General features: G+C 53.1%; 16 protein-coding genes, 3 tRNA genes and 3 pseudogenes. 13 read left to right on the top strand and 9 right to left on the bottom strand.

Annotation, left to right across the window (positions count from 1 at the left end; all coding sequences use genetic code 11):
• Nucleotides 1-32: 32 nt before the first annotated feature.
• From ascG to hypF, 3 genes are all read left to right on the top strand, one after another.
• Nucleotides 33-1,043 (top strand): DNA-binding transcriptional regulator AscG, encoded by a 1,011-nt coding sequence (ascG, locus tag BHE85_RS19630; protein WP_005008249.1) that lies wholly within the window; start codon nucleotides 33-35, stop codon nucleotides 1,041-1,043.
• Nucleotides 1,044-1,191: 148 nt separating this feature from the next.
• Complete coding sequence (hydN, locus tag BHE85_RS19625; protein WP_001078777.1) at nucleotides 1,192-1,719, top strand: electron transport protein HydN; 528 nt, start codon at nucleotides 1,192-1,194, stop codon at nucleotides 1,717-1,719.
• A 152-nt stretch (nucleotides 1,720-1,871) separates the two neighbouring features.
• Nucleotides 1,872-4,124 (top strand): carbamoyltransferase HypF, encoded by a 2,253-nt coding sequence (gene hypF, locus BHE85_RS19620; RefSeq protein ID WP_001107695.1) that lies wholly within the window; start codon nucleotides 1,872-1,874, stop codon nucleotides 4,122-4,124.
• A 126-nt stretch (nucleotides 4,125-4,250) separates the two neighbouring features.
• Here hypF and norW read toward each other — a convergent pair.
• Nucleotides 4,251-5,384: pseudogene (gene norW / locus BHE85_RS19615) on the bottom strand (NADH:flavorubredoxin reductase NorW).
• Nucleotides 5,381-6,820: an anaerobic nitric oxide reductase flavorubredoxin gene (gene norV, locus BHE85_RS19610; RefSeq protein ID WP_000029610.1), complete on the bottom strand. Its 1,440-nt coding sequence runs from the start codon at nucleotides 6,818-6,820 to the stop codon at nucleotides 5,381-5,383. The pseudogene norW and the gene norV overlap by 4 nt, the downstream one beginning before the upstream one ends.
• Before the next feature lie 186 nt (nucleotides 6,821-7,006).
• On the opposite strand from norV, the gene norR reads away from it, so the two are divergent.
• Nucleotides 7,007-8,521, top strand: a complete 1,515-nt coding sequence (norR, locus tag BHE85_RS19605; protein WP_000010791.1) for a nitric oxide reductase transcriptional regulator NorR — start codon at nucleotides 7,007-7,009, stop codon at nucleotides 8,519-8,521.
• Here the strand turns inward: norR and gutQ are convergent.
• The 7 genes and pseudogenes from gutQ to srlA form a co-directional block, all read right to left on the bottom strand.
• On the bottom strand, nucleotides 8,518-9,483 hold the full coding sequence (gene gutQ / locus BHE85_RS19600) for an arabinose-5-phosphate isomerase GutQ (protein ID WP_001287415.1): 966 nt from the start codon (nucleotides 9,481-9,483) through the stop codon (nucleotides 8,518-8,520). The genes norR and gutQ overlap by 4 nt on opposite strands.
• Complete coding sequence (srlR, locus tag BHE85_RS19595; protein ID WP_000804546.1) at nucleotides 9,476-10,249, bottom strand: glucitol operon DNA-binding transcriptional repressor SrlR; 774 nt, start codon at nucleotides 10,247-10,249, stop codon at nucleotides 9,476-9,478. The genes gutQ and srlR overlap by 8 nt, the downstream gene beginning before the upstream one ends.
• A gap of 66 nt (nucleotides 10,250-10,315) precedes the next feature.
• Nucleotides 10,316-10,674: pseudogene (gene gutM, locus BHE85_RS19590) on the bottom strand (transcriptional regulator GutM).
• A gap of 103 nt (nucleotides 10,675-10,777) precedes the next feature.
• The gene (gene srlD, locus BHE85_RS19585) at nucleotides 10,778-11,557 is read right to left on the bottom strand and encodes a sorbitol-6-phosphate dehydrogenase (protein ID WP_001077366.1); all 780 of its coding nucleotides are present in this window, start codon (nucleotides 11,555-11,557) and stop codon (nucleotides 10,778-10,780) included.
• A gap of 3 nt (nucleotides 11,558-11,560) precedes the next feature.
• Nucleotides 11,561-11,932, bottom strand: coding sequence for a PTS glucitol/sorbitol transporter subunit IIA (gene srlB / locus BHE85_RS19580; RefSeq protein ID WP_000216190.1), 372 nt, complete (start codon nucleotides 11,930-11,932; stop codon nucleotides 11,561-11,563).
• Nucleotides 11,933-11,942: 10 nt separating this feature from the next.
• Nucleotides 11,943-12,906: pseudogene (srlE, locus tag BHE85_RS19575) on the bottom strand (PTS glucitol/sorbitol transporter subunit IIB).
• Nucleotides 12,903-13,466, bottom strand: coding sequence for a PTS glucitol/sorbitol transporter subunit IIC (gene srlA, locus BHE85_RS19570; protein WP_000573328.1), 564 nt, complete (start codon nucleotides 13,464-13,466; stop codon nucleotides 12,903-12,905). Before srlA ends, srlE begins: the two are co-directional and overlap by 4 nt.
• A gap of 255 nt (nucleotides 13,467-13,721) precedes the next feature.
• Between srlA and mltB the strand changes: the two genes are divergently transcribed.
• The 9 genes from mltB to BHE85_RS19525 all read left to right on the top strand — a co-directional run bounded on the left by mltB (nucleotide 13,722) and on the right by BHE85_RS19525 (nucleotide 21,273).
• A complete protein-coding gene (mltB, locus tag BHE85_RS19565; protein ID WP_001299653.1) occupies nucleotides 13,722-14,807 on the top strand; it encodes a lytic murein transglycosylase B in 1,086 nt (361 codons plus the stop codon).
• Nucleotides 14,808-14,951: 144 nt separating this feature from the next.
• Nucleotides 14,952-15,449, top strand: coding sequence for a nicotinamide-nucleotide amidase (pncC, locus tag BHE85_RS19560; RefSeq protein ID WP_000132235.1), 498 nt, complete (start codon nucleotides 14,952-14,954; stop codon nucleotides 15,447-15,449).
• A 79-nt stretch (nucleotides 15,450-15,528) separates the two neighbouring features.
• A complete protein-coding gene (gene recA, locus BHE85_RS19555; RefSeq protein ID WP_000963143.1) occupies nucleotides 15,529-16,590 on the top strand; it encodes a recombinase RecA in 1,062 nt (353 codons plus the stop codon).
• A 242-nt stretch (nucleotides 16,591-16,832) separates the two neighbouring features.
• Nucleotides 16,833-17,333: a recombination regulator RecX gene (gene recX / locus BHE85_RS19550; protein WP_000140504.1), complete on the top strand. Its 501-nt coding sequence runs from the start codon at nucleotides 16,833-16,835 to the stop codon at nucleotides 17,331-17,333.
• Nucleotides 17,334-17,460: 127 nt separating this feature from the next.
• Nucleotides 17,461-20,091, top strand: a complete 2,631-nt coding sequence (alaS, locus tag BHE85_RS19545; RefSeq protein WP_039064238.1) for an alanine--tRNA ligase — start codon at nucleotides 17,461-17,463, stop codon at nucleotides 20,089-20,091.
• A gap of 234 nt (nucleotides 20,092-20,325) precedes the next feature.
• Nucleotides 20,326-20,511 carry a carbon storage regulator CsrA gene (gene csrA / locus BHE85_RS19540; RefSeq protein ID WP_000906486.1) on the top strand — a complete coding sequence of 62 codons (186 nt, stop codon included), beginning with the start codon at nucleotides 20,326-20,328 and terminating at the stop codon, nucleotides 20,509-20,511.
• 315 nt (nucleotides 20,512-20,826) lie between these two features.
• Nucleotides 20,827-20,919 (top strand) — tRNA-Ser (locus tag BHE85_RS19535).
• 3 nt (nucleotides 20,920-20,922) lie between these two features.
• Nucleotides 20,923-20,999, top strand: a tRNA-Arg gene (locus BHE85_RS19530).
• Between the two features lie 197 nt (nucleotides 21,000-21,196).
• A tRNA-Arg gene (locus BHE85_RS19525) sits at nucleotides 21,197-21,273 on the top strand.
• Nucleotides 21,274-21,356 lie beyond the last annotated feature (83 nt).

Raw genomic sequence — 21,356 nt, 5'->3', positions numbered from 1 at the left:
CTGCGTTGATTGCGTGTAAAGGGATGAAAATGATGACGACGATGCTGGAAGTGGCGAAGCGCGCCGGGGTTTCAAAAGCGACCGTTTCCCGCGTGCTTTCAGGTAATGGCTACGTCAGCCAGGAGACTAAAGATCGCGTGTTTCAGGCGGTAGAAGAGAGCGGTTACCGCCCAAACTTGCTGGCGCGCAATCTGTCGGCGAAGAGTACTCAGACGCTGGGGCTGGTAGTGACCAACACGCTTTACCACGGCATTTATTTTAGTGAATTACTCTTTCATGCCGCGCGAATGGCGGAAGAGAAAGGGCGGCAGTTGCTATTGGCAGATGGTAAACACAGCGCCGAAGAAGAGCGCCAGGCGATTCAGTATCTGCTGGATTTGCGCTGCAACGCCATTATGATTTACCCGCGTTTTTTAAGCGTGGATGAGATCGATGACATCATTGACGCGCACAGTCAGCCGATAATGGTGCTTAATCGCCGCCTGCGCAAAAACAGCAGCCATAGCGTCTGGTGCGATCATAAACAGACCAGCTTTAATGCCGTGGCAGAGTTGATAAACGCCGGACATCAGGAGATTGCTTTCCTTACCGGCTCGATGGATTCCCCCACCAGCATTGAACGTCTTGCTGGGTATAAAGACGCGCTGGCGCAGCATGGTATTGCGCTCAATGAAAAACTTATCGCTAACGGTAAATGGACGCCCGCCAGCGGGGCCGAAGGGGTAGAAACGTTGCTCGAACGTGGGGCTAAATTTAGCGCGTTAGTTGCCAGTAACGACGATATGGCGATAGGTGCGATGAAAGCGTTGCACGAGCGCGGCGTAGCGGTGCCAGAGCAGGTGTCAGTTATCGGATTCGATGATATCGCAATTGCCCCCTATATCGTTCCGGCGCTCTCCAGCGTAAAAATTCCGGTGACTGAGATGATTCAGGAAATTATTGGACGGCTGATTTTTATGCTCGATGGCGGGGATTTCTCACCGCCGAAAACCTTCAGCGGAAAACTGATCCACCGCGACTCACTCATTGCTCTTTCGCGATAAACATTGTCATCACATGTCATCGTCACTAGTGTCGATGACATCTTTTTTCCTGCATTACAGAAATTAATTTCCTTAAATAACAGTGAATTAAAAACTGGCATGATTTGTGAATGTATCGGCGCATTAACTGTCATTGCTGGAGAATTTGATGAACCGTTTCATCATTGCTGACGCGAGTAAATGTATTGGTTGCCGTACCTGTGAAGTGGCGTGCGTGGTTTCTCATCAGGAAAATCAGGACTGTGCATCGCTGACCCCGGAAACATTTTTACCGCGTATCCATGTCATTAAAGGTGTGAACATTTCCACGGCGACAGTTTGCCGTCAGTGTGAAGATGCACCGTGCGCTAACGTCTGCCCGAATGGTGCTATCAGCCGTGATAAAGGGTTTGTTCATGTGATGCAGGAACGTTGCATTGGTTGCAAAACCTGCGTTGTGGCTTGCCCGTATGGCGCGATGGAAGTGGTGGTACGTCCGGTGATTCGCAACAGCGGCGCGGGGCTGAATGTACGGGCTGACAAAGCCGAAGCCAATAAATGTGACCTGTGCAACCATCGTGAAGACGGCCCGGCGTGTATGGCGGCTTGCCCGACTCATGCGCTGATTTGTGTCGATCGTAATAAACTTGAACAACTGAGTGCAGAAAAACGCCGCCGTACGGCGCTGATGTTCTAAAAATCTTACAGAACTGTTCTGGCATCAAAGGAATTCCCGGAAATATTCGTAGAATACGGAGCAGGCGGTATCGCCGACCTGTGACTGCCGGATGCGACGCTGTCGTGTCCGGCTGGGCGGGTTACGCAATTCATGATGGCGGGAATAACTCAATGGCAAAAAACACATCTTGCGGTGTCCAACTGCGTATTCGTGGCAAAGTGCAGGGCGTCGGTTTTCGTCCGTTTGTCTGGCAGCTGGCACAGCAATTAAATCTTCACGGCGATGTCTGTAATGACGGCGATGGCGTAGAAGTCCGGCTGCGGGAAGACCCGGAAACGTTTCTTGTTCAATTGCATCAGCACTGCCCGCCGCTGGCGCGTATTGATAGCGTCGAGCGTGAGCCGTACATCTGGTCACAACTGCCCACTGAGTTCACCATCCGCCAGAGCGCGGGAGGTGCCATGAATACGCAAATTGTCCCGGATGCCGCTACTTGCCCTGCTTGCCTTGCCGAAATGAATACCCCAGGCGAACGGCGTTATCGTTATCCGTTTATCAACTGTACCCACTGCGGCCCGCGTTTCACCATTATTCGCGCCATGCCTTACGACCGCCCGTTTACCGTGATGGCGGCGTTTCCGTTGTGTCCGGCTTGTGACAAAGAGTACCGCGACCCGCTCGATCGTCGCTTCCACGCCCAGCCGGTGGCCTGCCCGGAGTGTGGCCCGCATCTTGAATGGGTAAGTCATGGTGAACATGCAGAACAAGAGGCGGCATTACAGGCGGCTATCGCACAGTTAAAAATGGGCAACATTGTCGCCATCAAAGGGATTGGCGGATTTCATCTTGCCTGCGATGCACGTAACAGTAACGCGGTGGCGACACTTCGGGCGCGCAAACATCGCCCGGCGAAACCGCTGGCGGTCATGTTGCCAGTGGCTGACGGTTTACCAGACGCTGCGCGCCAGTTGCTTACCACGCCCGCCGCGCCGATTGTGCTGGTGGATAAAAAATACGTTCCTGAGCTTTGTGATGATATCGCCCCTGACCTTAACGAAGTCGGGGTAATGTTGCCTGCGAACCCGCTCCAGCATTTGCTGTTACAGGAACTGCAATGCCCGCTGGTGATGACCTCCGGCAACCTGAGCGGTAAACCACCAGCTATCAGCAACGAACAGGCGCTGGCGGATTTGCAGGGCATTGCCGACGGATTCTTGATACATAACCGCGACATCGTGCAGCGGATGGATGATTCGGTGGTGCGCGAAAGCGGCGAAATGCTGCGCCGTTCGCGGGGGTATGTGCCGGATGCGCTGGCTTTGCCTCCGGGCTTTAAAAATGTTCCGCCTGTGCTGTGTCTCGGAGCGGATCTGAAAAATACCTTCTGCCTGGTGCGCGGTGAACAAGCGGTGTTGAGTCAGCATCTGGGCGATTTAAGTGACGATGGCATCCAGATGCAGTGGCGCGAAGCGTTACGCCTGATGCAAAACATCTACGATTTTACCCCGAAATACGTTGTGCATGACGCGCATCCGGGCTATGTCTCCAGCCAGTGGGCGCGTGAAATGAATCTGCCGACGCAAACGGTACTGCATCATCATGCCCATGCAGCGGCGTGTCTGGCAGAGCATCAGTGGCCGCTGGATGGCGGTGATGTCATTGCTTTGACGCTCGACGGTATCGGTATGGGGGAGAACGGCGCTTTGTGGGGCGGCGAGTGCCTGCGGGTGAACTATCGCGAATGTGAGCACCTGGGCGGCTTGCCTGCAGTGGCGCTTCCGGGTGGCGATTTGGCAGCGAAGCAGCCGTGGCGAAACCTGCTGGCGCAGTGCCTGCGCTTTGTGCCGGAGTGGCAGAATTACCCTGAAACAGCAAGTGTGCAACAGCAAAACTGGAGCGTGCTGGCGCGGGCCATTGAGCGTGGAATTAACGCGCCGCTGGCGTCATCGTGTGGGCGGTTGTTCGATGCAGTGGCGGCGGCACTGGGCTGTGCGCCAGCCACGTTAAGTTATGAAGGTGAAGCGGCTTGTGCTCTGGAGGCGCTCGCAGCCTCATGCCACGGAGTGACGCATCCGGTGACGATGCCGCTGGTGGACAATCAACTGGATCTCGCCGCTTTCTGGCAGCAGTGGCTGAACTGGCAGGCACAGGTTAATCAACGCGCGTGGGCGTTTCATGATGCGCTGGCGCAGGGTTTTGCCGCGTTGATGCGTGAGCAGGCCACGATGCGTGGTATCACTACGCTGGTATTTAGCGGCGGGGTTATTCATAACCGTTTGCTGCGTGCACGTCTGGCGCATTATCTCGCTGATTTCACATTGCTCTTTCCACAGAGTTTACCGGCGGGTGATGGCGGTTTGTCTCTGGGGCAGGGGGTTATTGCTGCGGCGCGTTGGTTAGCGGGTGAAGTCCAGAACGGATAAAACGTGTTGCATTTGGACACCATTGCCGATGCGGCGTAAACGCCTTATCCGGCCTACACATGCGTCCCCGTAGGTCGGATAAGACGCGCTAGCGTCGCATCCGACATTTTAGGCACAGTAGCCCACCTACATCGGCAATGTTTTCAACAATCCAAATGCCTCTTTCATCCGATCCTCACTGACCACAAAGGCGCGAAGCTGGTCAGCATCGTCAACACCGCGAGCCACCATTCCCTAGCGTTCGGTATTAATTTGCCAGCGTAAATCCTGACGCTGGGTTTCGCCTGCCAGATGCAGCGGTAATTCCGGCGTTTTGATTTTCACCAGCATCGTCGGTAGTTTCAGCGGCGTGTTATTGCCGAGAAGATTTTTTGCCAGCACCATCGCGCTAAGTTGAATCGGCTGCAGGAATGGCAGTACCTGACCGTTGATTTCCGCGTAATCGCCCAGCGCATAAATATCGTCATTACTGGTTTGCAGATAACTATCGACGCAAACGCCGCGATTAATCGTCAGCCCGGCGCGTCGTGCCAGGGCTGTTTCCGGGCGCAGTCCGGTGGCGGCAATTACCGCATCCACTTCGATACTACGCTGGTGGTCCAGCGTTGCCAGAATGCCAGAATCCGTTTTTTCCAGCCCCTGTAACTGAGATTTCAACAGCAGATGAACGCCCATCTCCGTCAACCGATGCTGCAAGCGGCTGCTTACTTCCGGTGGCATTAACGACGCCAGAATACTGGCAGCGTTGTCGATTAGCGTGACCGCTTTGCCTGCACGACAAAAATCCATCGCCAGTTCGCTACCAATCAAACCACCGCCAACAATCAACACGCGTCGGGCATCCCGCAGTTGCGTTTCACAGGCGCGATACTCTTGCTGACTATTTAACGTCAGCATTAACTCACGCCCAGGCACAGGCGGGACAAAGGCACTGGCACCGGTTGCCAGTACTAGCTTGTCGTATTGCCACTGATTATTCTGGCTTTTCACCACACGGGCTTCGGCATCGATATCCGTCACCCAGGTTTGTGGAAACAGGTGCAGATTAAACTGCTCGGCAAATTCACCCGCCGTCTGGCGGGTAAGGTCATCGGCACGTTGCCCCTGACTGATAACATGGCTGAGGTCAGGTTTGTTGTACTCATCCATGCTGTCGGCGGCAATCAGGGTTAATGGAATAGTGGCGTCCTGTTTGCGAATATTTTTCACCAGTTGGCGGGCGGCGAAGCCCGAACCGATGATCACAATGCCGTTACTCATTTTGCCTCCGATGCCAGTTCTTCAAAGACGTCTTTGCCGAGGGAGCATTCCGGGCAGAGGAAGTTATCCGGGACTTCACTCCACGGCGTTCCTGGCGCAACGTCCTGCATTGGCTCGCCTTTTGCCGGATCGTAAATCCACTGGCAGACGCTGCACTGCATCCGTGGGCCGAGGTCAGCCGTCGTGGTGGCAGAGGTTTCTTCTTTGACTACCTTATTCACCGTGCTCTGCGGCAGCGGCGCGAGCGCCCACTGACGGGCGATTTCGCGACCGTGTTCACGGCATAACTCCAGAGCGTCCTGGTCTGGTCGCCATTTCGCTTTCAGGCTAAGCGACATTTCGAAACCCGCATCCTGCAGGCGCGTGGAAAGACGATCCACCGCACCGCCGCTCCAGCCGTGAGAGCCGAAAGCACTGGCGCGTTTGTTACGGAAGCGTAAACCAGTCATCTCCTCCACCAGCCCGGCGATTTTCGGCATCATCACGTTATTCATCGTCGAAGTGCCGACCAGCACGCCTTTTGAGCGGAAGACATTGGTCAGGATTTCGTTTTTATCGCTTCGGGCGACGTTGAAAATTTTCACCGCCACGCGTGGGTCGGTTTCCGCAATCCCCTGGGCGATAGCGTCAGCCATCATGCGGGTGTTATTCGACATGGTGTCGTAGAAAATGGTGATTCTGTCTTCCTGATAATCAGCCGCCCATTTCAGGTACAGCTCGACAATTTGCGTCGGGTTATCGCGCCATACCACGCCGTGAGAGGTCGCTATCATATCGACTGGTAAGTTAAAGCCCAGGATCTCGGTAATTTTCGGTGTTACCAGGCGGCTGAACGGCGTCAGGATATTGGCGTAGTAACGCTGGCACTGCTCGAAAAGCTCCGTCTGATCCACTTCATCGTTGAACAGATGCTCGTCGCAGTAGTGCTGACCGAAAGCATCGTTACTGAACAGCACCGCGTCGCCTGTCAGGTAAGTCATCATGCTGTCCGGCCAGTGCAGCATTGGCGTTTCGACAAAAATGAGCTGTTTGCCGTTGCCGATATCCAGCGTGTCACCAGTTTTCACCACATTAAAATTCCACTCCGGATGATGGTGATGACCATTTATCGAGTCGATAGCATTGGCAGTACAGTAAATCGGCGTATCGGGAATTTGCGCCATCAGTTCGGTCAGCGCCCCAGCGTGGTCCTCTTCTGCATGGTTAATCACGATGTAATCGATATCCGCCAGATCGATTTCATTACGCAGGTTCTGCACAAATTCGCGGCTGAATTTATGGTCGACGGTGTCGATCAGCACGTTTTTTTCTTCGCGGATGAGGTAGCTGTTGTAACTGCTGCCGCGCAGCGTTTTATATTCCGTACCGTGAAAATCACGCACTTCCCAGTCACGTTGACCAACCCAATGAATGTTATTTTTCACCACAATAGACATAGCAACCTCAATTTATTCAGCGTGTTCTAAAAAGATGTCTTGCTAATTGCAGATTACGTGCCAGTTTTTTATCTGATTGTTTTTACTCTATAAATAAAATTATGCTCATTAATGAGTAGTCAAAATGACTATCAATCAAATGGTCGATATGACAATATCTATAGTCAAATTGACAGTGAGGCAAAGATGAGTTTTTCCGTTGATGTGCTGGCGAATATCGCCATCGAATTGCAGCGTGGGATTGGTCATCAGGATCGTTTTCAGCGCCTGATCACCACGCTACGTCAGGTGCTGGAGTGCGATGCGTCTGCGTTGCTACGTTACGATTCGCGGCAGTTTATTCCGCTTGCCATCGACGGTCTGGCAAAGGGTGTACTCGGTAGACGCTTTGCGCTGGAAGGGCATCCACGGCTGGAAGCGATTGCCCGCGCCGGGGATGTGGTGCGCTTTCCCGCAGACAGCGAATTGCCCGATCCCTATGACGGTTTGATTCCTGGGCAGGAGAGTCTGAAGGTTCACGCCTGCGTTGGTCTGCCATTGTTTGCCGGGCAAAACCTGATCGGCGCACTGACGCTCGACGGGATGCAGCCCGATCAGTTCGATGTTTTCAGCGACGAAGAGCTACGGCTGATTGCTGCGCTGGCGGCGGGAGCGTTAAGCAATGCGTTGCTGATTGAACAACTGGAAAGCCAGAATATGATGCCAGGCGATGCCACGCCGTTTGAAGCGGTGAAACAGACGCAGATGATTGGCTTGTCCCCTGGCATGACGCAACTGAAAAAAGAGATTGAGATTGTGGCGGCGTCCGATCTCAACGTCCTGATCAGCGGTGAGACGGGAACCGGTAAGGAGCTGGTGGCGAAAGCGATTCATGAAGCCTCGCCACGGGCGGTGAATCCGCTGGTCTATCTCAACTGTGCTGCACTGCCGGAAAGTGTGGCGGAAAGTGAGTTGTTCGGGCATGTGAAAGGAGCGTTTACTGGCGCTATCAGTAACCGCAGCGGGAAGTTTGAAATGGCGGATAACGGCACTCTGTTTCTGGATGAGATCGGCGAGTTGTCGTTGGCATTGCAGGCCAAGCTGCTGAGGGTGTTGCAGTATGGCGATATTCAGCGCGTTGGCGATGACCGTAGTTTGCGGGTCGATGTGCGCGTGCTGGCGGCGACTAACCGCGACTTACGCGAAGAGGTGCTGGCAGGGCGATTTCGCGCTGACTTGTTTCATCGCCTGAGCGTGTTTCCACTTTCGGTGCCGCCGCTGCGTGAGCGGGGCGATGATGTCATTCTGCTGGCGGGGTATTTCTGCGAACAGTGTCGTTTGCGGCTGGGGCTCTCCCGCGTGGTATTAAGTGCCGGAGCGCGAAATTTACTGCAACACTATCGTTTTCCGGGGAACGTGCGCGAACTGGAACATGCTATTCATCGGGCGGTAGTGCTGGCGAGAGCCACCCGCAACGGCGATGAAGTGATTCTTGAGGCGCAACATTTTGCTTTTCCTGAGGTGACGTTGCCGCCGCCAGAAGCGGCGGCGGTGCCCGTTGTTAAGCAAAACCTGCGTGAAGCGACAGAAGCGTTCCAGCGTGAAACTATTCGCCAGGCACTGGCACAAAATCATCATAACTGGGCTGCCTGCGCGCGGATGCTGGAAACCGACGTCGCCAACCTGCATCGGCTGGCGAAACGTCTGGGAATGAAGGATTAAATAATCCCGGCCTGATAGAAATCCTGCAGGTTAATTGCGCCGGTGAGTTTGCCGTTTTCATCCACCACCGGTGCGGCAGTGATTTTGCGCTTCATCAGGATCTCTTTGGCGTCGATGGCGCGACTTTGCGCCTGTAACGTGGTGCCGCCTGTCGTCATCGCTTCATTAACTGGCGTGGTGAGTGCGCCGCCGCCTACCAGCCAGCGACGTAAATCGCCGTCGGTAAAGACGCCTTGTACCTGTTGTTGAGCGTCACATACCGCCACCAGCCCCAGACCGGTGCGGCTGAGTTCCAGCATCGCATCCATCACGCTGGCGGTTAACGCCACCTGTGGGATGGCATCGTCACGGCGCATCAGATGATGCACTTTATTCAGCAAGCGAGCGCCCAGTGCCCCGGCTGGGTGGGAGCGGGCAAAATCTTCTTCATTAAATCCGCGCGCCTGCATGACCGCCATCGCCAGCGCGTCACCCATCATCAGGGTATTGACGGTGCTGGAGGTCGGCGCAAGGTGCATCGGGCAGGCTTCGCGTTCTACGGAGATATCCAGCACCGCTTTTGCCGCCAGGCCCAGCGGTGACGTCGGTTTGCCGGTCATCGCCAGCAGCGCGATAGATTTATCTTCCAGACGCGGAATAATCAGATCCAGTTCCTTCGCGCCACCGGAGTAAGAGATAAACAGCATCACATCGCGGCTTTCAATCATCCCCAGATCGCCGTGCAGTGCTTCTGCCGGATGGACAAAAAAAGCCGGTGTGCCGGTACTGGCAAGTGTTGCGGCGATTTTCTTACCAATGTGGCCCGATTTGCCAATTCCCGAAACCACCACTTTGCCTTCGCAGTGCAGGATGATATTGGCGGCGCGAACAAAATCATCGCCCAGACGTTCCGGTAAACGGCTTGCTTCCTGCAACTCCAGCATTAACGTCTGACGTCCCGCGTTCAGTAGTGCTTCACTCATTGCTCTCTCCGGTTATGATCACATCGATCCCTTTCTCTTCCAGCGCCTGACGAAACGCCGGATCGATACCTGCGTCGGTAATCAGCTTATCGACGCTTTCAAGACTGCAAACTACGTTGGGGCTTTTACGGCCAAACTTTGATGAGTCCGCCATCAAAATCACTTCGCGCGCGGCATTGCACATTGCCTTACTGACGGTATAAACCTCGTTGAAGGTGGTTACGCCCGCATTGAGATCGATGCCGTCGGTGCCCATAAACAATTTATCGAAACTGAAATGTTCGAAGGCATTCTCTGCCAGCTGTCCGTGAAATGAGGCCGATTTTTTACGAAACGTTCCGCCTGGCATCAGGATAGTTTGTTCGTTATCCAGTTCGGATAGCGCATTGACGATATGCAGGCTGTTGGTCATCACCGTGATGTTATTAAAGCGCGAGAGCAGGGGAACCATCTGCAAAACGGTACTGCCAGCATCAAGAATGATCGAATCGCCATCATGGATAAAACTAACGGCAGCTTCTGCAATCAGCTCTTTCTTGTGGGTGTTGATGAGTGTTTTATGATCGATAGGCGGATCGGATTCCTCTTTATTCAACACCACTCCGCCATAAGTACGAATGACGGTTCCGGCATGTTCCAGAATGACCAGATCTTTGCGAATGGTTGTGCCTGTGGTGTCAAAGTATTGCGCCAATTCTTCAACCGAGCATTTACCCTGCTTTTGCAGATACTCCAGAATGGCGGCCTGACGCTGACGAGGTTTCATGGGCGTGATTACCTGATTTAGGTTTCAAAATGATAACTTCGCAAGCAAGTAACATTCACAACGAAATTATCCACGTTTCAGTTTAAGCGCCAATGATAGAGCATTCTGTGATAGTGGATCATGGGGAAAGATCACATCGGGCTGTAAATCACCCGCATGCATACCGGTAATTGCGGGAATTTTTTGCGGTCGGGCGAAGACGGTCAGTCCTTTCATAAACAAGGTGTCGACGATGCGCTGCTGATCGTCCAGCCGATGGCGACCACGACCCGCGGTTTAAAGCGCCCGCTGGAACGACCCACGCCAACCCGCCCTTGCTGGCATAGTGTGTCGAAGGCACGGTTAAAACGAGAAATTTGCCAGCCGCCTAAGGCCAGTTGCGCACACCAGGCGATAACGGCGACGGTGATGAGTGCGGATACCATAACTTTTCCTTAATGTAGTGGCGGAAGTCCTGTATGCCTGATGAGCGTAGCGCATCAGGCATTCTATAGTCTCACGAGATCCTTAATGGATCTCCGCTGTTGATCAGAACATCACCTGACCGCCGGTGACATTGATCGACTGTCCGGTGCAGTACGACGCCTTAGGACTGGCGTAGAACAGCAGCATATTCAGCACATCTTGATAATCGCAGCCGCGTTTGAGCGGTACTTTGTCAATGTAATACTGCTCGACTTGATCCGGTTTGATACCCAGCTTGGTCGCGTATTGTGGCAACAGTGACTGGAACATCGGCGATTTCAGCAGGTTACCGAGCATCAGTGAATGCACCGTAATGCCGTACTCCACCAGATCCAGCGCCAGTGATTGAGTCAGCCCGACGCCACCAAATTTCGCTGCGCTGTAGCCAGAGTTGTGTTTGCTGCCCACTTTGCCGGATTTCGAGTTGATCTGAATAATGCGACCCTGAATCCCGTCGCGGATCATCAAACGCGAAAATTCACGGGCACACAGGAAATAACCCACCAGATTCACTTGTAGCGAACGGTCAAAATCGCCGAGCTGGAAGTCGCTGATAAAGGCTGCTTTTGCTATTCCGGCGCTATAGACCAGCAAATCCACGCGACCAAAGATTTCATCTACCCCACGAGAGAGCGCCAGAACGCTTTGCTCGCTAGTGGCGTCAGCACCAAAACCGTACGCCATACTTTCACCATATTCGGCGTTAATTTCTTGTGCCACATTTGCGGCTTTGTCGCTCTGAATATCGACAACCGCGACGCGATACCCCTCGGCAACCAGACCGTGGCACAGGAACGCGCCTAAGGTTTGCCCACCACCGATGACAACGGCAACCTGATTCATTTTTTACTCCTTAACAGATTCAAACTTCAAAACCGATCCCGGCGCGATATCGTCGGGTACAGGGCCTGCCACATGGACAGTGCCCGGAAATTCCGCTTCGTTTAAACCATCGAAGCGCAGGGTGACATGACCCAGTTCGCGAAGGTTGTCTTCCGCCACGCTGCCAACAGCGGTCACCGGATAGCGATGCTGCCCGAGCGTAAATTGCAAACCGGGATGGAGTGCACCTTTCAACTCGCCGTGGCAATGAATGAAGCAATACTCTTCGAGGTCCGCTGGCGCGCCTTCACGAAAGGTGATGAGCATCTGGTCGCTGAGGGCGTCAGTGGCACTCGCGCCGATACGGGTGATGGTGGTCTTATAAATAACGGTCATGTTTCAGCCTCTATTGATAGATAAAACCGGAGACAAACCAGGCGATCAGTACAGTCGTGCGCCGGTTAAAAAGCGGCTCACCAGTACAGAAGGGACACCGACGCGAACCGTGTCCTGACGGGCTTCCGCCAGCGACAAACCGACCGGGATGAAGTCGCAGGCCGCCTGCGCGTTGATGGCAAACAGTGCCGGTAAAGCCAGATGCGGCGGAATATTGCCGAGACCAATCTGCACGCCAATCAATACGCCGATAACCTGTGCGATAACTGCGCCTGGGCCGAGGAAAGGTGAAAGCAGTGGGAAGGAGCAGATGAGCGCCAGCATGACCAGACCCAGTGGATGGCTCGCCAGCGGAGCAAGACCGTGGGCAATCCAGTCACCAAGGCCAGAAGCCATAATGATGCCAATGAGCGCCGAGACGAATGCCATAAACGGCAGAATGGTTTTTAATACAGTGTCGATGGTGTCACGACCAGATTGAAACAGCACCGCAACGGCGGACCCCATGCCCATGCCCATTCCCACCTTCGCCAGTAAACCATCGCTTTGTTCGGTGATTTTCTTACTGGTGTCATAGTCACGGCCCACGGAAGAGGGTTGTGGTGTCGCATCACCCACTACAGTGATGTTTTCTTCTTTTACGCCAGAGACATAAATATCTTCCACAATGTACTGCGCCAGCGGACCGGACTTGCCCGTCGAGTGGATATTAATGGTGGGAATACGTCGTTTCGGATAGATGCCGCAGCGTAATGTGCCGCCACAGTCGATTACCGCGACACCAATTTCCGCCTCCGCGGGTTCACCTTCTTTAAATCCGTCAATAGCCTGCCAGCCAGTAAGTTGTGCCAGTTTGTCAACAATCGCAGGCCGGGTACCGGCGGTGATATAGACGATTTTTTTGCCCGGCGTGGCTTCCAGCTCAAGCGGCCGCCCCAGCCACCCGTTCCTTTTTCGATCCGAATACGCGTCATGATGTTGCTCCTGCCAGGTGAACTTTTTGTTCAAGTTGAATGCCCATCTTTTTCTCAAAAATGGCGGTGGTCAGATCGGTCACCCAGCCGCGAAAGAAGTTGGTGACCAGACCAACCAGCAGATAGCTCACCGCCAGTGGGCCAAGTGGCAGGTTCAGCGTTGTCAGACCGCTGGCAATGCCAAGATAAACAAACAGTTCGCCAGGGTTGATATGGGGAAAGAGGCCATTCATTGAGTGGCAGCTATAAGAGGCCGCCGCGTAGTAGCTGGGTTTGTACTTTTCCGGCATAAAGCGACCCTGGCTTAAGGTCATCGGATTGCAAAAGACAAACGTGCCAATGCACGGTAGCAGCAGGTAACGGGAAACAGGGTTACCGGCGCAACGTTGAGCAAAACGTTCAATACGATGCTGACCGATAAAATTAATCAGTGCGTTCATGATAACCAGCAGGCTAATCAACAGCGGAAGAATGCCGGTCACCATCCCGGTAAACACCTCTCCGCCCTTTTGGAACAGCCCGATAAACCACTCTGCACCATGAGTAATGGTTTCTATCATTGTTCTCTCCTTCAGGATTTATTGTTTTATTACCAAACGGCAACCTAATCTAATCAGATTGAAAGATTTAAAAGTGTTATTTTAATCTAAAAATGAAAGATAAATATTTTAATTTGGAAGTTTGAGTAAAAGGATAGCGAGGGGAATGAGTTGAGTTATGTAAAGTCCGTATCGGGCAGTGACTACCGCTTCCTTGTGCGGGGCGTGATGCTTTACCATACTTGCCCCTGGTTGAATCTGTTAAATGGCCCCCTCATGTTCAAGCGTCGTTATGTAACATTGCTTCCCCTTTTTGTGTTGCTTGCCGCCTGTAGCAGCAAGCCAAAACCTACTGAGACTGAAACGACCACCGGAACGCCGTCTGGCGGCTTCCTGCTTGAGCCGCAGCACAATGTGATGCAGATGGGCGGCGATTTCGCTAATAACCCGAATGCCCAGCAGTTCATCGACAAAATGGTGAACAAACACGGTTTCGATCGTCAGCAGTTGCAGGAAATTCTCTCCCAGGCGAAGCGTCTGGATTCGGTACTGCGGCTGATGGATAACCAGGCACCAACCACATCGGTGAAACCGCCATCAGGTCCGAACGGCGCATGGCTGCGTTATCGCAAAAAATTTATTACGCCGGACAACGTGCAGAACGGTGTGGTTTTCTGGAATCAGTATGAAGATGCGTTGAATCGCGCGTGGCAGGTGTATGGCGTACCGCCGGAAATTATCGTCGGGATTATCGGCGTTGAAACCCGCTGGGGGCGCGTGATGGGGAAAACTCGCATCCTCGATGCGCTGGCAACGCTGTCATTTAACTACCCACGCCGCGCGGAGTATTTCTCTGGCGAGCTGGAAACCTTCCTGCTGATGGCGCGCGACGAGCAGGACGATCCGCTCAATCTGAAAGGTTCCTTTGCCGGGGCGATGGGCTACGGACAGTTTATGCCGTCGTCTTACAAACAATATGCGGTAGATTTCAGCGGCGACGGGCATATCAACCTGTGGGATCCGGTTGATGCGATCGGTAGCGTGGCGAACTATTTCAAAGCGCACGGCTGGGTGAAAGGCGATCAGGTCGCGGTAATGGCAAACGGTCAGGCTCCAGGCTTGCCAAATGGCTTCAAAACCAGGTACAGCATTTCGCAGCTTGCCACGGCAGGTTTAACGCCACAGCAGCCGCTGGGCAACCATCAACAAGCCAGCCTGCTGCGTCTGGATGTCGGTACCGGTTACCAGTACTGGTACGGTCTGCCGAACTTCTACACCATTACCCGTTATAACCACAGCACCCATTACGCAATGGCGGTCTGGCAGTTAGGACAAGCCGTGGCGCTGGCGCGCGTGCAGTAACTATTTGCAAGAGGGGGGCGTGAGCTTCCCTCTGGCTAATCAGCTTTTTTCTGAATCCTCCTCGTAAAATTGCAACGCCAACACCATCTTCCTGACGAAAGTGCTATCTTGTCCGGCATAAATTTTTGACTGACAGAGGTTGTGATGACTGACAGTGAACTGATGCAGTTAAGTGAACAGGTTGGGCAGGCGCTGAAAGCCCGTGGCGCAACCGTAACAACTGCCGAGTCTTGTACCGGTGGTTGGGTAGCGAAAGTGATTACCGATATTGCCGGTAGCTCCGCCTGGTTTGAACGCGGATTTGTCACCTACAGTAACGAAGCCAAAGCGCAGATGATCGGCGTACGCGAAGAGACGCTGGCGCAGCATGGCGCGGTGAGTGAACCCGTCGTGGTGGAAATGGTGATAGGCGCACTGAAAGCGGCTCGTGCTGATTATGCCGTGTCTATTAGTGGTATCGCCGGGCCGGATGGCGGCAGTGAAGAGAAGCCTGTCGGCACCGTCTGGTTTGCTTTTGCCACTGCCCGCGGTGAAGGCATTACCCGGCGGGAATGCTTCAGCGGCGACCGTGATGCGGTGCGTCGTCAGGCTACTGCGTATGCATTGCAGACCTTGTGGCAACAATTTCTACAAAACACTTGATACTGTATGAACATACAGTATAATTACTTCAACAGAACATATTGACTATCCGGTATTACCCGGCATGACAGGAGTAAAAATGGCTATCGACGAAAACAAACAGAAAGCGTTGGCGGCAGCACTGGGCCAGATTGAGAAACAATTTGGTAAAGGCTCCATCATGCGCCTGGGTGAAGACCGTTCCATGGATGTGGAAACCATCTCTACCGGTTCGCTTTCACTGGATATCGCGCTTGGGGCAGGTGGTCTGCCGATGGGCCGTATCGTCGAAATCTACGGACCGGAATCTTCCGGTAAAACCACGCTGACGCTGCAGGTGATCGCCGCAGCGCAGCGTGAAGGTAAAACCTGTGCGTTTATCGATGCTGAACACGCGCTGGACCCAATCTACGCACGTAAACTGGGCGTCGATATCGACAACCTGCTGTGCTCCCAGCCGGACACCGGCGAGCAGGCACTGGAAATCTGTGACGCCCTGGCGCGTTCTGGTGCAGTAGACGTTATCGTCGTTGACTCCGTGGCGGCACTGACGCCGAAAGCGGAAATCGAAGGCGAAATCGGCGACTCTCACATGGGCCTTGCGGCACGTATGATGAGCCAGGCGATGCGTAAGCTGGCGGGTAACCTGAAGCAGTCCAACACGCTGCTGATCTTCATCAACCAGATCCGTATGAAAATTGGTGTGATGTTCGGTAACCCGGAAACCACTACCGGTGGTAACGCGCTGAAATTCTACGCCTCTGTTCGTCTCGACATCCGTCGTATCGGCGCGGTGAAAGAGGGCGAAAACGTGGTGGGTAGCGAAACCCGCGTGAAAGTGGTGAAGAACAAAATCGCTGCACCGTTTAAACAGGCTGAATTTCAGATCCTCTACGGCGAAGGTATCAACTTCTACGGCGAACTGGTTGACCTGGGCGTAAAAGAGAAGCTGATCGAGAAAGCAGGCGCGTGGTACAGCTACAAAGGTGAGAAGATCGGTCAGGGTAAAGCGAATGCAACTGCCTGGCTGAAAGATAACCCGGAAACCGCGAAAGAGATCGAGAAGAAAGTACGTGAGTTGCTGCTGAGCAACCCGAACTCAACGCCGGATTTCTCTGTAGATGACAGCGAAGGCGTAGCAGAAACTAACGAAGATTTTTAATCGTTCGTTATTGATGATAATAGATAATGTGTGCACGGACGGTCCCCTCGCCCCTTTGGGGAGAGGGTTAGGGTGAGGGGAACAGGCCAGCACTGGCGTGAAAAATTACTCTCACCTCGATCCTCTAACGAATTGGGCCTGCGGGAACATTCTGCACACTCATTGACTATTAAATCTGTTTATCAGCAAAACCTGGGTCGCATCTGCGGCCCTTTTGCTTTTTTAAGTTGTAAGGATATGCCATGACAGAATCAACGTCCCGTCGCCCGGCATATGCTCGCCTGTTGGATCGTGCGGTACGCATTCTGGCGGTGCGCGATCACAGTGAGCAAGAACTGCGACGTAAACTCGCGGCACCGATTATGGGCAAAAATGGCCCAGAAGAGATTGATGCTACGGCAGAAGATTACGAGCGCGTTATTGCATGGTGCCATGAACATGGCTATCTCGATGACAGCCGATTTGTTGCGCGCTTTATCGCCAGCCGTAGCCGCAAAGGTTATGGACCTGCACGTATTCGTCAGGAACTGAATCAGAAAGGTATTTCCCGCGAAGCGACAGAAAAAGCGATGCGTGAATGTGACATCGACTGGTGCGCACTGGCGCGCGATCAGGCGACGCGAAAATATGATGAACCTTTGCCAACTGTCTTTTCAGAAAAAGTTAAGATCCAGCGTTTTCTGCTCTATCGTGGCTATCTGATGGAAGATATCCAGGATATTTGGCGAAATTTTGCCGACTGAACGCATACGGTATTTTACTTCCCAGTCAAGAAAACTTATCTTATTCCCACTTTTCAGTTACCAGCCCGGCGGTTAAGACACGCTGGAGCTGGTGGCGATATTTCGTTAGCTTGATTTCAGGATAATTATGAGCAAGAGCACCGCTGAGATCCGTCAGGCGTTTCTCGACTTTTTCCATAGTAAGGGACATCAGGTAGTTGCCAGCAGCTCCCTGGTACCCCATAACGACCCAACTTTGTTGTTTACCAACGCCGGGATGAATCAGTTCAAGGATGTGTTCCTTGGGCTCGACAAGCGTAATTATTCCCGCGCTACCACTTCCCAACGCTGCGTGCGTGCGGGTGGTAAACACAACGACCTGGAAAACGTCGGTTACACCGCGCGTCACCATACCTTCTTCGAAATGCTGGGCAACTTCAGCTTCGGCGACTATTTCAAACACGATGCCATTCAGTTTGCATGGGAACTGCTGACCAGCGAAAAATGGTTTGCCCTGCCGAAAGAGCGTCTGTGGGTTACCGTCTATGAAAGCGACGACGAAGCCTACGAAATCTGGGAAAAAGAAGTCGGGATCCCGCGCGAACGTATTATTCGCATCGGCGATAACAAAGGTGCGCCATACGCATCTGACAACTTCTGGCAGATGGGTGACACTGGTCCGTGCGGCCCGTGCACCGAAATCTTCTACGATCACGGCGACCACATTTGGGGTGGCCCTCCGGGAAGTCCGGAAGAAGACGGCGACCGCTACATTGAGATCTGGAACATCGTCTTCATGCAGTTCAACCGCCAGGCAGATGGCACGATGGAACCGCTGCCGAAGCCGTCTGTAGATACCGGTATGGGTCTGGAGCGTATTGCTGCGGTGCTGCAACACGTTAACTCTAACTATGACATCGACCTGTTCCGCACGTTGATCCAGGCGGTAGCGAAAGTCACTGGCGCGACCGATCTGAGCAATAAATCGCTGCGCGTAATCGCTGACCACATTCGTTCTTGTGCGTTCCTGATCGCGGATGGCGTAATGCCGTCCAATGAAAACCGTGGTTATGTACTGCGTCGTATCATTCGTCGCGCAGTGCGTCACGGCAATATGCTCGGCGCGAAAGAAACCTTCTTCTACAAACTGGTTGGTCCGCTGATCGACGTTATGGGCTCTGCGGGTGAAGACCTGAAACGCCAGCAGGCGCAGGTTGAGCAGGTGCTGAAGACTGAAGAAGAGCAGTTTGCCCGTACTCTGGAGCGCGGTCTGGCGTTGCTGGATGAAGAGCTGGCAAAACTTTCTGGTGATACGCTGGATGGTGAAACGGCTTTCCGTCTGTACGACACCTATGGCTTCCCGGTTGACCTGACGGCTGATGTTTGTCGTGAGCGCAACATCAAAGTTGACGAAGCTGGTTTTGAAGCAGCAATGGAAGAGCAGCGTCGTCGCGCGCGCGAAGCCAGCGGCTTTGGTGCCGATTACAACGCAATGATCCGTGTTGATAGTGCATCTGAATTTAAAGGCTATGACCATCTGGAACTGAACGGCAAAGTGACCGCGCTGTTTGTTGATGGTAAAGCGGTTGATGCCATCAATGCAGGCCAGGAAGCTGTGGTCGTGCTAGATCAAACACCATTCTATGCGGAATCCGGCGGTCAGGTTGGTGATAAAGGCGAACTGAAAGACGCTAACTTCTCCTTCGCGGTGGAAGATACGCAGAAATACGGCCAGGCGATTGGTCACATCGGTAAACTTGCTGCGGGTTCTCTGAAAGTGGGCGACGCTGTGCAGGCTGATGTTGATGAGGCTCGTCGCGCCCGTATTCGTCTGAATCACTCCGCAACGCACCTGATGCACGCTGCGCTGCGCCAGGTTCTGGGGACTCATGTATCGCAGAAAGGTTCACTGGTTAACGACAAGGTGCTGCGCTTCGACTTCTCACACAACGAAGCGATGAAACCGGAAGAGATTCGTGCGGTCGAAGACCTGGTGAACGCACAGATTCGTCGCAATTTGCCGATCGAAACCAACATCATGGATCTCGAAGCGGCGAAAGCGAAAGGTGCGATGGCGCTGTTCGGCGAGAAGTATGATGAGCGTGTACGCGTGCTGAGCATGGGCGATTTCTCCACCGAGCTGTGTGGCGGTACTCACGCCAGCCGCACTGGTGATATTGGTCTGTTCCGCATCATCTCTGAATCGGGTACTGCTGCAGGCGTTCGTCGTATCGAAGCGGTAACCGGAGAAGGCGCTATCACCACCGTTCATGCAGACAGCGATCGCTTAAGCGAAGTCGCGCATCTGCTGAAAGGCGATAGCAATAATCTGGCGGATAAAGTGCGCTCAGTACTGGAACGTACGCGTCAGTTAGAAAAAGAACTACAACAGCTTAAAGAACAAGCTGCCGCACAGGAGAGCGCAAATATTTCCAGTAAGGCAATTGATGTTAATGGTGTTAAGCTGTTGGTTAGCGAGCTTAGCGGTGTTGAGCCGAAAATGTTGCGTACCATGGTTGACGATTTAAAAAATCAGCTGGGGTCGACAATTATCGTGCTGGCAACGGTAGCCGAAGGTAAGGTTTCTCTGATTGCAGGCGTATCTAAGGACGTCACAGATCGTGTGAAAGCAGGGGAACTGATTGGTATGGTCGCTCAGCAGGTGGGCGGCAAGGGTGGTGGACGTCCTGACATGGCGCAAGCCGGTGGTACGGATGCTGCGGCCTTACCTGCAGCGTTAGCCAGTGTGAAAGGCTGGGTCAGCGCGAAATTGCAATAATATAAGCGTCAGGCAATGCCGTGGACTCGCTTCACGGCATTCGCATTAACGCTATCGACAACGATAAAGTCAGGTTGAAGTTGTGTATATCGGCTAAACTTAGGTTTAACAGAATGTAATGCCATGACTGCTTACATGTAATGTGTTTGTCATTGCTTACTTTTTGGCGTTATATGATGGATAATGCCGGGATACAGAGAGACCCGACTCTTTTAATCTTTCAAGGAGCAAAGAATGCTGATTCTGACTCGTCGAGTTGGTGAGACCCTCATGATTGGGGATGAGGTCACCGTGACAGTTTTAGGGGTGAAGGGCAACCAGGTACGTATTGGCGTAAATGCCCCGAAGGAAGTTTCTGTTCACCGTGAAGAGATCTACCAGCGTATCCAGGCTGAAAAATCCCAGCAGTCCAGTTACTAATCTTTCCGCGTCTCATCTTTATCGGTGAGACGCACCCTCAAAATTTCTCCTTCACTCTATAGTCTTTTCGCTTTACTCCCGTTCATTCAACTTAAGTCTCCATTTTTTTGCATTACTGCTATCTGCCAGACCTCCGTTTTTCTGTAGATAAAACACTCTTTTTGACGTTTTTACAGACTAATTGAGCGTGAAGTGTGCAAACGATAAAAGTGTGGGAAAAATTGTTTGACTTATAAGTCTCAGAAAGTAATATGTGCGCCACGCAGCGACGATGAGCGATAAACAAGTTCTTCGAAGCACTCGTAAGAGGCGTGTGGTGAGGTGGCCGAGAGGCTGAAGGCGCTCCCCTGCTAAGGGAGTATGCGGTCAAAAGCTGCATCCGGGGTTCGAATCCCCGCCTCACCGCCATTTGCATCCGTAGCTCAGCTGGATAGAGTACTCGGCTACGAACCGAGCGGTCGGAGGTTCGAATCCTCCCGGATGCACCATATTCTACGTACTTTCAGCGATGAAGGTATGGAAGAGGTGGCGGTATAACCGCAGGCACCAGGGAGGATAACGTTGCTTTAGCAACGGCCAGAAGGGCGAGCCGCAAGGCGAGTAATCCTCCCGAATGCACCATCTCTTACTTGATACGGCTTTAGTAGCGGTATCAAAAAATCTGCAGTAAAGTAAGTTTCCCGATGCATCCGTAGCTCAGCTGGATAGAGTACTCGGCTACGAACCGAGCGGTCGGAGGTTCGAATCCTCCCGGATGCACCATATTCTCCGAAATCTTCAGCAATGAAGGTATCGAAGAGGTAGCGGAATTAACCGCAGGCACCAGGGATGATAACGTTGCTTTA

This window comes from Shigella sp. FC1567 (assembly GCF_001743015.1).
GTDB classification, from domain to species: Bacteria; Pseudomonadota; Gammaproteobacteria; order Enterobacterales; family Enterobacteriaceae; genus Escherichia; species Escherichia coli.
This window is presented reverse-complemented; position numbering and strand designations above follow the sequence as displayed.

Bases quoted from the DNA above. Each gene is read 5' to 3' on its own strand.
- ascG (WP_005008249.1), top strand. From the start codon at position 33: ATGACGACGATGCTGGAAGTGGCGAAGCGCGCCGGGGTTTCAAAAGCG.
- hydN (WP_001078777.1), top strand. From the start codon at position 1,192: ATGAACCGTTTCATCATTGCTGACGCGAGTAAATGTATTGGTTGCCGT.
- hypF (WP_001107695.1), top strand. From the start codon at position 1,872: ATGGCAAAAAACACATCTTGCGGTGTCCAACTGCGTATTCGTGGCAAA.
- norV (WP_000029610.1), bottom strand. From the start codon at position 6,820: ATGTCTATTGTGGTGAAAAATAACATTCATTGGGTTGGTCAACGTGAC.
- norR (WP_000010791.1), top strand. From the start codon at position 7,007: ATGAGTTTTTCCGTTGATGTGCTGGCGAATATCGCCATCGAATTGCAG.
- gutQ (WP_001287415.1), bottom strand. From the start codon at position 9,483: ATGAGTGAAGCACTACTGAACGCGGGACGTCAGACGTTAATGCTGGAG.
- srlR (WP_000804546.1), bottom strand. From the start codon at position 10,249: ATGAAACCTCGTCAGCGTCAGGCCGCCATTCTGGAGTATCTGCAAAAG.
- srlD (WP_001077366.1), bottom strand. From the start codon at position 11,557: ATGAATCAGGTTGCCGTTGTCATCGGTGGTGGGCAAACCTTAGGCGCG.
- srlB (WP_000216190.1), bottom strand. From the start codon at position 11,932: ATGACCGTTATTTATAAGACCACCATCACCCGTATCGGCGCGAGTGCC.
- srlA (WP_000573328.1), bottom strand. From the start codon at position 13,466: ATGATAGAAACCATTACTCATGGTGCAGAGTGGTTTATCGGGCTGTTC.
- mltB (WP_001299653.1), top strand. From the start codon at position 13,722: ATGTTCAAGCGTCGTTATGTAACATTGCTTCCCCTTTTTGTGTTGCTT.
- pncC (WP_000132235.1), top strand. From the start codon at position 14,952: ATGACTGACAGTGAACTGATGCAGTTAAGTGAACAGGTTGGGCAGGCG.
- recA (WP_000963143.1), top strand. From the start codon at position 15,529: ATGGCTATCGACGAAAACAAACAGAAAGCGTTGGCGGCAGCACTGGGC.
- recX (WP_000140504.1), top strand. From the start codon at position 16,833: ATGACAGAATCAACGTCCCGTCGCCCGGCATATGCTCGCCTGTTGGAT.
- alaS (WP_039064238.1), top strand. From the start codon at position 17,461: ATGAGCAAGAGCACCGCTGAGATCCGTCAGGCGTTTCTCGACTTTTTC.
- csrA (WP_000906486.1), top strand. From the start codon at position 20,326: ATGCTGATTCTGACTCGTCGAGTTGGTGAGACCCTCATGATTGGGGAT.